At 68.5% G+C, this 12,949-nt stretch carries 8 protein-coding genes; 6 read left to right on the top strand and 2 right to left on the bottom strand.

The features are described 5' to 3' along the window. Positions 1-23 precede the first annotated feature (23 nt). Together glk and JI752_RS01105 are read right to left on the bottom strand one after the other, a co-directional pair. The gene (gene glk / locus JI752_RS01110; protein WP_254200132.1) at positions 24-1,013 is read right to left on the bottom strand and encodes a glucokinase; all 990 of its coding nucleotides are present in this window, start codon (positions 1,011-1,013) and stop codon (positions 24-26) included. 284 nt (positions 1,014-1,297) lie between these two features. Then, the gene (locus tag JI752_RS01105) at positions 1,298-2,683 is read right to left on the bottom strand and encodes a GH1 family beta-glucosidase (RefSeq protein ID WP_216958157.1); all 1,386 of its coding nucleotides are present in this window, start codon (positions 2,681-2,683) and stop codon (positions 1,298-1,300) included. A 141-nt stretch (positions 2,684-2,824) separates the two neighbouring features. Between JI752_RS01105 and ugpC the strand changes: the two genes are divergently transcribed. The 6 genes from ugpC to JI752_RS01075 all read left to right on the top strand — a co-directional run bounded on the left by ugpC (position 2,825) and on the right by JI752_RS01075 (position 12,913). Further along, a complete protein-coding gene (gene ugpC, locus JI752_RS01100; protein WP_216958156.1) occupies positions 2,825-3,925 on the top strand; it encodes a sn-glycerol-3-phosphate ABC transporter ATP-binding protein UgpC in 1,101 nt (366 codons plus the stop codon). A 178-nt stretch (positions 3,926-4,103) separates the two neighbouring features. Further along, on the top strand, positions 4,104-7,607 hold the full coding sequence (gene smc / locus JI752_RS01095; protein WP_216958154.1) for a chromosome segregation protein SMC: 3,504 nt from the start codon (positions 4,104-4,106) through the stop codon (positions 7,605-7,607). 111 nt (positions 7,608-7,718) lie between these two features. Then, entirely contained in the window at positions 7,719-8,459 is a 741-nt protein-coding gene (gene zipA / locus JI752_RS01090; protein ID WP_216958152.1) for a cell division protein ZipA, read from the top strand. Between the two features lie 316 nt (positions 8,460-8,775). Further along, positions 8,776-11,127: an NAD-dependent DNA ligase LigA gene (gene ligA, locus JI752_RS01085; RefSeq protein ID WP_345777308.1), complete on the top strand. Its 2,352-nt coding sequence runs from the start codon at positions 8,776-8,778 to the stop codon at positions 11,125-11,127. Positions 11,128-11,131: 4 nt separating this feature from the next. After that, positions 11,132-12,103, top strand: coding sequence for an EF-P lysine aminoacylase EpmA (gene epmA / locus JI752_RS01080; RefSeq protein ID WP_216958148.1), 972 nt, complete (start codon positions 11,132-11,134; stop codon positions 12,101-12,103). 87 nt (positions 12,104-12,190) lie between these two features. Next, positions 12,191-12,913 (top strand): DUF3011 domain-containing protein, encoded by a 723-nt coding sequence (locus tag JI752_RS01075; RefSeq protein WP_216958146.1) that lies wholly within the window; start codon positions 12,191-12,193, stop codon positions 12,911-12,913. Positions 12,914-12,949 lie beyond the last annotated feature (36 nt).

Genomic DNA, 12,949 nt, shown 5'->3' with positions numbered 1-12,949 from the left:
GCCCACCTCAAGACGACGTCTGCTTACGCGACGTCCTGGGCGAGCGCGGCGGCGCCGAGCAGGCCCGGCTGCGGATGCACCACCGCCAGGGTCGGAATGCGCGCCATCACCGGCGAGAACCGGCCCTTGTACTCGAAGCGCTGGCGGAAGCCGGAATGGGCGATCGACGGCAGCAGCTTGGGCACCAGCCCGCCGGTGAGGAAGACGCCGTCCCATGCGCCCAGCGTCAGCACCAGATCGCCGGCCGCCGCGCCGAATACCGCGCAAAAGACGTCGATCGTGCGCAGGCTGCGCGGGTCGCCGTCTTTCGCCCGCGCGGTGACGTCGGCGGGCGTGAGCGGGCCGGGGTCTTCGCCGGCGATGTTGCTCAGCGCACGGTGCAGGTTCACCAGGCCCTGGCCGCTGACCAGGCGTTCGTTCGACACGCGACCGAACTCGGCCGACATCTGCTGGAGGATCTCGATCTCCTCCGGCGAGTTCGGCGCGAAGCTGACATGGCCGCCTTCGGTCTGCAGCGGGAAATGGCGGCCGCCGCGACGCAGCAGCCCGCCCACGCCCAGGCCGGTTCCCGCGCCGATGATGGCGAAGGTGCGGTCCTGGCGATCGTGTCCATTCCAGCCGATGCCGCCCAGCGCGACCACATCCTGCGGACGCAGCAGCGAGGCGCCCATGGCCTGCGCGGCGAAGTCGTTGACCAGGCGCAGCGATTCCAGACCCAGCGATTCGCCCGTGCGTGCGGCGGAAATCACCCAGGGATGGTTGGTGATGCGCGCCTCATCGCCGTCCACGCGACCGGCCACGGCGAACACGCCCGTGCGCGCACGCGCGCCGGTGACGTCCAGGTAGTGCGCGGCGGCATCGGCGAGCGAGGGAAAGTCCGCGACGGCGAACTCGCGCACGCTGTCCATCAGCAGCGGATCGGTGTCGTCGTGCCGGGCCAGCGCGAAACGCGCGTTGGTGCCGCCGATGTCGGCGAGCAGGGCGTGGGATTCGGGGGCGGAGGAGTCGCTCAAGGCATCACCACGGCGGAGTCGTCGCGCATCGCGCAGGTTGTCGCGCAGCGTAATGGACCGTCACGCGTCTGTCTGCGATGCGGGCGCGCCAAGGTGATGTCCGGGCGACTGAATACGAAATCAGCGCGCGGCAACATGGTTCCCGTAGCCCGGGGAAGCGAAGCGCATCCGGGCAGATGCGCCGACGAACCCGGGTGCGCTTCGCTTACCCGGGCTACAAAGACGGCGGGACCCGCTGCCGAGGGAGGGAATGGGGCAGCGGATCCCGTCGCGAAAACGCGCCCTCAGTAGGGCAGCGGATCGGACAGCGAACGCCCGTGGCTTGCGATCACCTTCGAGTACCACAGCGCGCTGTCCTTGGGCGTGCGCTCCTGCGTGGCGTAGTTCACGTGGATCATGCCGAAGCGCTTGGAATAGCCCAGCGACCATTCCAGGTTGTCCAGCAGCGACCACAGCATGTAGCCGCGGATGTCCACGCCGGCGTCGATGGCGTCGTGGATCGCCCGCAGGTGCTTGCGCAGGTAATCGGTGCGCAGCGGGTCCTTGATGCGTCGCTTGCCGTCGTCGTCCGCCATCGCGGTCGGCGGATCGAAGAACGCCGCGCCGTTCTCGGTGATGTAGACCGGCAGGTCGCCGTAGGTCTGCTTGAACCACAGCAGCAGGTCGGTCAGGCCTTGCGGGAACACTTCCCAGCCGGTCTCGGTGTAGGTGCCCAGCGGCTGGCGCACGACGCCGGTGTTGAGCGGGTAGCTCTCGGCGGCCTTGGTCACGCTGCGCGTGTAGTAGTTGATGCCGACGAAGTCGAGCTTCTGCTTGATCAGCTCGTAGTCTTCCGCCGGCCACTGCGGCCAGGCGTCACCGAAGATCTCCTTCAGTTCCGGCGGGTAATGGCCGAGCAGGGCGGGGTGCAGGTACTGCTCGTTCATGTAGGCATGCGCGCGGCGAACGGCGGCGGCGTCTTCCTTCGAATCGGTCGCCGGGTACTTCGGCTCGATGTTCACCACCAGGCCGATCTCGTGCTTGCCGATCTCGCGATACGCCTTCACCGCCGCGCCGTGTGCGCGCATCAGGTTGTGCGAGGCGATCGGCGCTTCGTACTTGCTGCGATGGCCCGGCGCCAGCGCGCCGTGCAGGTAGCCGCCGTCGGTGACCACCCACGGCTCGTTGAGTGTGACCCACTTCTTCACGCGGCCGTCGAGCTCGCGGTACATCACGCTGGCGTACTCGGCGAACCAGTCGGCGATGTCGCGGTTGAGCCAGCCGCCGCGATCGTCCAGCGCCGCCGGCAGGTCCCAGTGGTAGAGCGTGAGCAGCGGTTCGATGCCGTTGTTGAGCAGTTCGTCGACCAGGCGCGAATAGAAGTCCAGGCCCTTCTGGTTCACGCGGCCGGTGCCGTCGGGCAGGATGCGCGACCACGACACGCTGAAGCGGTAGGCCTGCAGGCCCAGCTCGCGCATCAGCTTCACGTCGTCGCGCCAGCGGTTGTAGTGATCGCACGCGACATCGCCGGTGTCGCCGTTGAGCATCATCCCGGGCGTGTGCGCGAAGCGCGTCCAGATGCTCGGGCCGGCGCCATCGGCCAGCGGCGAGCCTTCGATCTGATGGGCGGCGGTGGCGGCGCCCCACAGGAAGCCCTTGGGGAATGCGAACTGATCGGACGCTTGACTCATCGGTACGGTGGCCTGACGGGGTGGATAGGCATGAAAACGGTTACATGGCAGGATAGCGGACGCCGGTGACATTTGCATCGCCGGCGCGTCGAAAATGCCGGTACGGTCCGTCGAGGCCGCCCAGGGGCTCCCGAGGAATTCATGGCGAAGGTCACGCTGGATCGTCTGCGCAAGGTGTATCCCAACGGCTACGTGGGCGTGGACGACGCGACCTTCGAGATCGGCGACGGCGAGCTGATGGTGCTGGTCGGTCCTTCCGGCTGCGGCAAGTCCACGCTGCTGCGCATGATCGCCGGGCTTGAGACGATCACCTCCGGCGAGTTGCGCATCGGCGATCGCGTGGTGAACGACATCGCGCCGAAGGATCGCGACATCGCGATGGTGTTCCAGAGCTACGCGCTGTACCCGCACATGACGGTGGCCGAGAACCTCGGCTTCGGACTGAAGCTGCGCGGCGCGTCCAAGGACGAGGTCGCCCGTCGCGTGCGCGAATCGGCGCAGATGCTGGAACTGGAACCGCTGCTGGATCGCAAGCCCGCCGCGCTGTCGGGCGGCCAGCGCCAGCGCGTCGCGCTCGGTCGCGCATTGGTGCGGCAGCCGCAGGTGTTCCTGCTCGACGAACCGCTGTCCAACCTCGACGCCAAGCTGCGCGCATCCACGCGCGTGGAAATCGCGCGCCTGCACCGCAAGCTCGGCACGACGATGATCTATGTCACCCACGACCAGGTCGAAGCGATGACGCTGGGCCAGCGGATCGTGGTGCTCGACAAAGGCCGCATCCAGCAGATCGACACGCCGATGGCGCTGTACAACCGGCCGGCGAACCTGTTCGTGGCCACGTTCCTGGGCAGCCCGAAGATGAACCTGCTGCAGGGCGAGGTGGTGGAGCGCGGCGGCGGGCTGGCGTTGCGCCTGAAGGACGGAGTGGACTTCGCTCTGGTGGCCGAGGAGGAATTGCTCGGCACCTTGCGCCGGCAGGTCGGCCGGCGGCTGATCGTGGGCCTGCGGCCGGAGGACCTCTCCCTGGCCGACGCCGGCCCCGGGCGCCTGACGGCCCGGGTGGAAACGGTCGAGCCGGTCGGCAACGAGGCCTTCCTCAATCTGGACTGTGGCGGCGAGGAGATGGTCGTGCGCCTCCCGCCCCGCAAGCTGCCCAAGGTCGGCGACACCGTCCACCTGGACCACAACCCCGACCACCTGCACTTCTTCGACCCGGATACCGGCCGCAGCCTGCGCGCCTGAACCCGCAGCCGCCCGTCGAAGACCCGGCCGCCGCCGCGTTGCGGCCCGCTATACTCCCTCTGTAAACGGCTGGAAAGCCGTAGCTCGCCCGTGTCTTTCAAGGACTTGGACGACAAACCTCATCCCAGTTGGTACTTCGAAGGCCGCGCCCAGGCGCCGCCAGAGGCAAGCCCGCCGCATGCGTCTGTCCACGATCAAGCTCTCCGGTTTCAAATCCTTCGTCGATCCGACCACGCTGCATTTGCCGACCAACATGACCGGCGTCGTCGGTCCCAATGGTTGCGGCAAGTCCAACATCATCGACGCCGTGCGCTGGGTGATGGGCGAAAGCTCGGCCAGCCGCCTGCGCGGCGATTCGCTGACCGACGTGATCTTCGCCGGCTCCTCCGCCCGCAAGCCCGTCTCGCAGGCGATGGTGGAGCTGATCTTCGACAACTCCGACCACACCATCACCGGTGAGTACGCGGCGTTCAACGAGATCTCGGTCAAGCGCACCGTCAGCCGCGACGGCTCCAGCCAGTACTACCTCAACGGCGCCAAGTGCCGCCGCCGCGACATCACCGACCTGTTCCTGGGCACCGGCCTGGGGCCGCGCAGCTACTCGATCATCGAGCAGGGCATGATTTCACAGGTCATCGAGGCCAAGCCGGAAGAACTGCGCGTCTACCTGGAAGAAGCCGCCGGCATCTCCAAGTACAAGGAACGCCGCAAGGAAACCGAAACCCGCATCCGCCACACGCGAGAGAACCTGGACCGTCTGGGCGACCTGCGTGAGGAAGTCGGCAAGCAGCTCGAGCACCTCAAGCGCCAGGCGCGTCAGGCCGAGCAGTACCAGGCGATCCAGGCCGAGCGGAAGATCAAGGATGCGGAATGGAAGGCGCTGGAACATCGCGCACTGGACCAGAAGCTGCAGGGCCAGCGCGAGAAGCTGGCCCAGCAGGAAACCCGCCTGCAGCAGCTCATCGCCGAACAGCGCGAAGCCGAGCGCGAGATCGAAGTCGGCCGCGTCAAGCGCGAGGACGCCGCCGAGGCGCTGAACAAGGCGCAGGCCGCCAGCTACGAAGTCAGCGGCACCTTGGCCCGCGTCGAGCAGCAGATCCAGCACCAGCGCGAGATGGCCCACCGCCTGCACAAGGCGCGTGACGAGGCGATGGCTGCGCTGGCCGAGCTGGGCGAGCACATGGGCAGCGACCAGTCCAAGCTCGACGTGCTGCGCGCCGCGGTGGCCGACGCCGAGCCGCGCCTGGAACAGCTGCGCGACGAAGATGAAATGCGCCAGGACGCGTTGCGCGATGCGGAAGCCGCACTCGTGGACTGGCAGCAGCGCTGGGACGCGCACAGCCGCGCACAAGCCGAGGCCGCACGTGCCGCCGACGTGGAACGCACGCGCATCGAACACCTGGACCGCCAGGTGTTGGACGCCGACCGCCGCCGCGAGACGCTCAACAACGAGCGTTCCGGCCTGGACCTGACGGCGCTGAGCGAGTCCTTCGCCACGTTGCAGGAACAGCACGAAACGCAGAAGTTTTCGATCGACAGCCTCAGCGAGGAGCTGGAGACCCGCAAGGGCGCGCTGGGCGATCTGCAGGATCAGCAGCGCGCCACGCAGACCGAGCTGGCCGAAGTGCGCAAGCAGGCGCAAGCCGCGCGCGGACGCTTGTCCTCGCTGGAAACCCTGCAGCACGCCGCGCTCGGCCAGGAGCAGGGCGCGGCGTTGAGCTGGCTCAAGGCACGCGGGCTGGATTCGGCCACGCGGGTGGGCGAGGCGCTGCAGGTCGAGGCCGGCTGGGAAAACGCGGTGGAAAGCGCGCTCGGCCAGATGATCGAAGGCGTGCTGGTGGAGTCGCCGGAAACGCTGGTGGAGGCCATCGGCGAACTCGGCGAAGGGCGGCTGGCGCTGGTCGATCCGCAGAACGATTCGTTGGAGTTCGCGCCGACCTCGCTGGCCTCCAAGGTGCGTGGCCCGATCGCGGTCCGCCGCATCCTCGCCCGCCTGCATGCCGCCGAAGATCTGAACCAGGCGCGTGCGCTGCTGGCGCGTCTGGGCGAGGGCGAATCCGTCATCACCCGCAACGGCGAACGCATGGGCGCCGGCTGGGTGCGCGTGCTGCGCTCCGGCGCGGCTCAGCAGGGCGCGCTGCTGCGCGAGCGCGACATCCAGACGCTGCGCGGCGAGATCGAAACGCTGCTGTCGCGCGAGAAGGAACTGGAATCGCTGCAGGTGCAACTGCGCGATCGCACGCTCGCCGCCGAGCAGCTGCGCGAGGACGCGCAGCGCACGTTGTACATGGCGCATCGCAGCGTGTCGGAACTGGCCGGCCAGCTGCAGAGCCAGCAGGGCCGCCTGGACAGCGCACGCTCGCGCATCGAGAAGATCGACACCGAACTGGCGCAGATCGCGCAGAACCTCGAGGCCGCGCAAGAGCAGGCACGCGAAGCGCGCAACCTGCAGGAAGAAGCGGTCATGCGCATGACCGAGCTGGAAGACGCGCGCCAGGCGCTGGAGAGCGAACGCCGCCGTTTCGGCGAGGCCCGCGAGCAGGCGCGCAACGTCGCCCGCGAGTCGCGCGACACCGCGCACGCACTGGCGCTCACCCTGGAATCGCAGCGCACCCAGATCACCGCGCTCGAACAGGCCCTGGCACGCATGGGCGGCCAGCGCGGCCAGCTCGACTCGCGCCTGGGCGAACTGTCCGCGCAGCTGACCGACGGCGACGATCCGGTCGTCGTGCTGGAAGAGCAGCGCCAGGTCGCGCTCGAACAGCGCGTGCTCACCGAGCAGAACCTCACCATCGCGCGCACCACGCTGGACGGCATCGACAACGACCTGCGCCGCTTCGAACAGGTCCGCCACCAGCGCGACGACCAGGCCATCCAGCAGCGCGAGGCCATCGGCCAGCGCCGCCTGGAACAGCAGGCGCTCGTGCTCAAGGCCGAGCAGCTGGCCGCGGCCGTGGTCGAGGCGGGCTTCGTGCTGGAGGATGTGGTCAACACGCTCACCGACGACATGGACGCGCAGGTCTGGGAGCGCACCGTCAACGAACTGGACGGGAAGCTGCGCCGCCTGGAGCCGGTCAACCTCGCCGCGATCGCCGAACACGCCGAGGCCGAGCAGCGCAAGGAATACCTCGACGCCCAGAACACCGACCTCACCACCGCCCTGGAAACGCTGGAAGAAGCCATCCGCAAGATCGACCGCGAGACCCGCGGCCGCTTCAAGGACACCTTCGACCGCGTCAATTCCGGCGTGCAGGAGCTGTACCCGCGCCTGTTCGGCGGCGGCCACGCCTACCTGGAACTCACCGGCGAGGACCTGCTGGACACCGGCGTGTCGATCATGGCGCGTCCGCCGGGCAAGCGCGTATCGAACATCTCGCTGCTCTCCGGCGGCGAGAAGGCGATGACCGCCGTGGCGCTGGTGTTCGCGATCTTCCGCCTCAATCCCGCGCCGTTCTGCCTGCTCGACGAGGTGGACGCGCCGCTGGACGAAGCCAACGTCGGGCGACTTGCTCAGATGGTCAGCGAGATGAGTGAACAGGTACAGTTCCTGTTCGTCACCCACAACAAGGCGACGATGGAAGCCGCGCTGCAGCTGTCGGGCGTGACCATGCGCGAGCCGGGCGTGAGCCGCCTGGTCTCGGTCGACCTGGCCGAAGCCTCGCGTCTGGCGGGTGTGGCGTAAGAGCCGGGATTCGGGAATGGAGATTCGGGATTCGATGAAAGCGGCGCGCCGTCATCGCCTTTGCGAATCCCGAATCCCGAATCTCCAATCCCATCATTCAGGAGATATCGAATGTCCGACATGACCCTGCTGCGGATCGGCATCCTGATCGCCGGCCTGGTGCTGGTCGCCGCGATCGTGTTCTTCGGCCGCCCGCGCAAGCCGGGGCAGGGCAGGCGGGTGACCCGAGAGCCGTCCGGCGACACGGTCCGTCACGAGCCCACGCTGGGCGAGCAGATCGAGCGCGACGCCGCGCAGGGGCGCGCCGCGGGCGACGCCACCGCGCAGGCGGAGCTGGAGCTGTTCGACCGCACGCTGGAAGGCGGCGCCAACAGCGAGCTCGGCCGCCGCGTCACGGAGGAGTTCGACAAGATCGTCACCCTTTACCTGGCCGCGCGTGCCGGGCAGAAGCTGCACGGTCCGGACATCGTCGTCGCCGCCGAGAAGGCCGGCCTGGTCTACGGCCACATGGGCGTGTTCCACCGCCTCGTCGAGAACCACCCCGAGCGGGGACCGGTCTTCAGCGTGGCCAACATCATGAAGCCGGGCAGTTTCGACATGCCCAACATCCAGGCCCTGGAGACGCCGGCGATCGCGTTCTTCCTGACGCTGCCGGCGCCGGTCAACGCGCTGGACGCGTGGGAGATGATGCTGCCCACCGCGCAGCGCATGGCCGAACTGCTCGACGGCGTGGTGCTGGACGAACAGCGCAACGCGCTCGGCCGCCAGCGCATCGCGCACATCCGCGACGAACTGCGCGCCTACGACCGCCAGCGCGAAGCGCCGCCGCTGACCAAGCCGGCACGGTGGTGAGGCCAGTTCCGGCGCGGAACGTCTGATTGATCGGTGCCGGCGCCATCTATCACCGTCATCCCGGCGAAGGCCGGGATCCAGGCTGGTAGCGTCGGAAGTAAGCGTCGCGCGGGAACGTTGATGGCCTGGATCCCGGCCTTCGCCGGGATGACGGCATAGAAGAAGTGACGGCGCTGGCGGGCTGATGTGTGGAGCGGCCGATAACGTGGAGCGGCCTGCTGCGTTCGGCAAAGGCCACGTGACCTACGCTTCCTCCGTCACGCCCACACCCGCAGAATATGCGCGCTCCCGCCGGACGACGGCCCAAGGACCGCCCGTGGCCAAGACTTCCACTCCCTCCGCCCGCATCGCCGACCTGCGCCAGCGCATCGACGACGCCAATTACCGCTACTACGTCCTCGACGATCCCTCCATTCCCGATTCCGAATGGGACGCGCTGCTGCGCGAACTGCAGTCGCTGGAAGCCGAACACCCGGATCTGGTCACGCCGGATTCGCCCACGCAGCGCGTCGGCGTCGCACCGTCCGGCACGTTCGCCGAAGTGCGCCACGCGATCCCGATGCTCTCGCTGGGCAATGCCTTCACCGACGAGGAAGTCGCGGATTTCGAGCGCCGCATCGAGGAGAAACTCGGTCGCAGAGCGCCGAAGTTCTCGGTGGAACCCAAGCTCGATGGCCTGGCGATCAGCCTGCGCTACGAGGACGGCCGTTTCGTGCAGGGCGCCACGCGCGGCGACGGCGCGACCGGCGAGGACGTGACCGCCAATCTGCGCACGATCAAGGCCATCCCGCTGCAACTGCGCGGAAAGGACTGGCCGGCCGTGCTGGAAGTGCGCGGCGAGGTTTACATGCCGCTGGCCGCGTTCAAGCTCTACAACGAGCGCGCGGTGAAGGAGGGCGGCAAGGTGCTCGCCAATCCGCGCAACGGTGCCGCCGGTTCGCTGCGTCAGCTCGATCCGCGCGTGACTGCGCAGCGGCCGCTGGCGTTCTACGCCTATGCGGTGGGCATCGTGGAAGGTTACGAGCTGCCGCCGACGCATTCGCAGACGCTGGCGAAGCTGCGCGACTGGGGCTTCCCGGTCAGCGCGCTCAACGCGATCGTCTCCGGGGCGGAAGGGTTGCTGGGTTACTACCGCGAGATCGGCGCCAAGCGCGATTCTCTGGCGTTCGACATCGACGGCGTCGTCTACAAGCTCGACGACTACGAAGGCCAGCGCGAGATGGGCTTCGTCTCGCGCGCGCCGCGTTGGGCCATCGCGCACAAGTTCCCCGCGCAGGAACAGTCCACGGTGCTGGAAGGCATCGACATCCAGATCGGTCGCACCGGCGCGGCCACGCCGGTGGCGCGGCTCAAGCCCGTGCAGGTGGCCGGCGTGGTCGTCACCAACGCCACGCTGCACAACGCCGATCAGATCAAGCGACTGGACGTGCGCATCGGCGACACCGTGATCGTGCGCCGCGCCGGCGACGTGATTCCCGAGATCGTCCGCGTAGTTCCCGAGTATCGCGATCCGCATGCGCCGGAATGGCAGATGCCCACGCAGTGCCCGGTGTGCGGTTCGGAAATCGTGCGCGAGGAAGGCGAAGCGGTCTGGCGCTGCTCGGGTGAGCTCACCTGCGCCGCGCAGCGCAAGGAGGCGATCCGCCATTTCGCCTCGCGTCGCGCGATGGACATCGAAGGCCTGGGCGAGCGCTTCATCGAGGACCTGTCGGACCTGGGCTACCTGCAATCGGTCGCCGATCTCTACAAGCTCGAACTCGACGACCTGCTGGAGATGAAGCGGCGCGCCGACGAGCGCGACGGCACCACGCCCGAAACGGTCAAGTCCGGCAAGGTCGCCACCAAGTGGGCGGAGAACCTGATCGAGGCGATCGACCACAGCCGCAGCACGACGCTGGAACGCTTCCTCTACGCGCTGGGCATCCAGCACGTGGGCGAGAGCACGGCCAAAGCGCTGGCGAACTGGTTCGGCGACATCGCGCTGATCCGCCGGTTGCCGTGGCCGCTGTTCAAGCGCGTGCCCGACGTGGGCGGCGAAGTGGCCCGCGCGATCGGCCACTTCTTCGACCAGCCAGGCAACCAGCAGGTGATCGACGACCTGCTCGCGCGCGGCGTGACCATCACCGACACGCATGCGCCCAGCGCGAAGCTGCGCGACGGCCTGGATTTGGCGACGTTGCTGGTCGACCTGGAAATCCCGAAGGTGACCCGCGTGCGGGCCGACCAACTCGCCGGCGCGTTCCCGGATGCGCAGGCCCTGCTGGACGCGCCGCAGCACAACTTCGTCGCCGCCGGCCTGCCGGCCGACACCGCGCAGGCGCTGGCCGAATGGCTCGACGATGCGGAGCATGCGCGCCTGCTGGGGCGCGGGGGCGAGTCGCTGGCGACACTGGCGGCGCTCACGCCCGCCGGCGAGACCGCCGCCACCGGACCGCTCGAAGGGCAGACCGCCGTGCTCACCGGGACGCTGTCGGCGATGAGCCGCGACGAGGCCAAGGCGAAGCTGGAAGCGCTCGGCGCCAAGGTGGCCGGCAGCGTGTCGAAGAAGACGAGCTTCGTCGTCGCCGGCGAGGCCGCAGGTTCCAAGCTCGACAAGGCGCAGGAGCTGGGCGTGGACGTGTGGGACGAAGCGCGCCTGCTGGCGTTCCTCGCCGAGCATGGCGCGTAACGGCATGAACGACTGGCAGCCGTCCGCGTCCTTCGATGCGCTGCGCCTGCGCGCGCGCCTCAACGCAACCGTGCGCGCCTTCTTCGCGCAGCGCGACGTCGTCGAGGTGGAAACGCCGGTGATGTCGGTGGCCGGCAACACCGATCCCAACATCGCCTCGTTCCATCTGGAATTCAGCGGCCGCACCGACGGCGCCTCGCGCACCCGCTGGCTGCGCACCTCGCCGGAGTACCCGCTCAAGCGCCTGCTGGCGGCGGGGTTCGGCGATTGCTACGAACTCGGTCGGGTATTCCGGGATGGCGAGGCCGGCGGCCGCCATAACCCCGAGTTCACGATGCTGGAGTGGTACCGCCTCGGCTGGGATCACATGCGTCTGGTGGAGGAAACGGCGGCGCTGGTGCAGGCGGCGCTTGCACTGGTCGGGCGCAGCGCGACGCTGTCGTACATCGCGTATCGCGACCTGTACCGCGAGCGCCTGGGCCTGGATCCCGCCTTCGCGAGCGACGACGCGTTGCGCGCGGCGCTGGGCGAGGTGGTGATCGACCCCACCGGCCTGACCCGCGACGACTGGCTCGACCTGTTGATGACGCATCGCCTGCAACCCTCGTTCCGCCCGGATGAGCTGCTGGCCGTGTACGACTACCCGGCCTCGCAATGCGCGCTGGCGCGCATCCGCACGGGCGAGGTGCCGGTGGCGGAACGTTTCGAGCTCTACCTGGGGCCGCTGGAACTGGCCAATGGCTACCACGAGCTGGCCGACGCGGCCGAGCAGGGCGCGCGCTTCGACCGCGACCTGCAGGTCCGCAGCGAGCGCGCGGACCTGCAACCGCCGCGCGACGAACGCCTGCTGCAGGCGCTGGCGGCGGGCTTCCCGTCGTGCGCCGGCGTCGCGCTGGGCATGGACCGGCTGATGATGGCCATGCTGGGGACGGGGCGCATCGCCGACGTGCTGGCGTTCGACTTCGCGCGTGCCTGACGTCCCGGTTTTCGCCTTTTCGCCGGCCGTTGATGCCGGTTTACATCCCGACCCTTTACAGTGAAGGCTGGAAGACAGGGGTGCATGATGCGCGGCTGGTTGGTCTCGACGTTGCTGGTGGGATGGGCGGTGATGGCACCTGACGCAATGGCGCAGGAGTCGGGCGGGCATTTCTACGGTGATCGCATCCTGCGTTGCGAATCCAAGGACGGGAACGACAACATCTGCCCGGCCGACGTGCGCGGCGGCGTGCGCCTGTTGCGGACGCTTTCGCGTTCGCAGTGCGACGAGAACAAGACCTGGGGTGTCACGCCGTCGGGCGTGTGGGTGAAGGACGGATGCCGCGCGGACTTCGTGCTCGGCTACGGCGGCACGGTGGGCAGCGGCACGGGGTCGCGCGTGATCCGCTGCGAGTCGCGCAGCAACCGCTGGCAGCATTGCCCGGCGGAAACACGCGCCGGCGTCGAACTGGTCCGCCAACTGTCGAAGAACCCCTGCATGCGCGGCCAGAACTGGGGCGCCGACGCGCGCGGCGTCTGGGTGTCCGGCGGGTGCCGCGCCGAGTTCCGCATGATGGTCGACGTCGCCAACGAACCGCCGCGTGGCGAGATCGTCCGCTGCGATTCCGTGGAGAAGCGCCATCGCCATTGCCCGCTCGACACGAAGGGTGGGGTGCGTCTGTTCCGCCAGCTTTCGCGTGCGGCCTGCATCGAAGGCCGCAGCTGGGGCGTGGACGACGAAGGCATCTGGGTGCAGGACGGATGCCGCGCCGAATTCGAGATCCATCAGCGGCAGCAATCCGGCGGCTGAACCGACGCGGACGGACGCGTTCTGGTGCGGCGCCCG

The organism is Lysobacter sp. MMG2, assembly GCF_016735495.2.
GTDB lineage: Bacteria > Pseudomonadota > Gammaproteobacteria > Xanthomonadales > Xanthomonadaceae > Lysobacter_J.
Note: the sequence above shows the minus strand (reverse complement) of the source record. Positions and strands in the feature narration are given on the sequence as shown.

Coding starts and splice junctions, on each gene's coding strand:
- JI752_RS01105 (WP_216958157.1), bottom strand. CDS start 2,683: ATGAGTCAAGCGTCCGATCAGTTCGCATTCCCCAAGGGCTTCCTGTGG.
- ugpC (WP_216958156.1), top strand. CDS start 2,825: ATGGCGAAGGTCACGCTGGATCGTCTGCGCAAGGTGTATCCCAACGGC.
- smc (WP_216958154.1), top strand. CDS start 4,104: ATGCGTCTGTCCACGATCAAGCTCTCCGGTTTCAAATCCTTCGTCGAT.
- zipA (WP_216958152.1), top strand. CDS start 7,719: ATGTCCGACATGACCCTGCTGCGGATCGGCATCCTGATCGCCGGCCTG.
- epmA (WP_216958148.1), top strand. CDS start 11,132: ATGAACGACTGGCAGCCGTCCGCGTCCTTCGATGCGCTGCGCCTGCGC.
- JI752_RS01075 (WP_216958146.1), top strand. CDS start 12,191: ATGCGCGGCTGGTTGGTCTCGACGTTGCTGGTGGGATGGGCGGTGATG.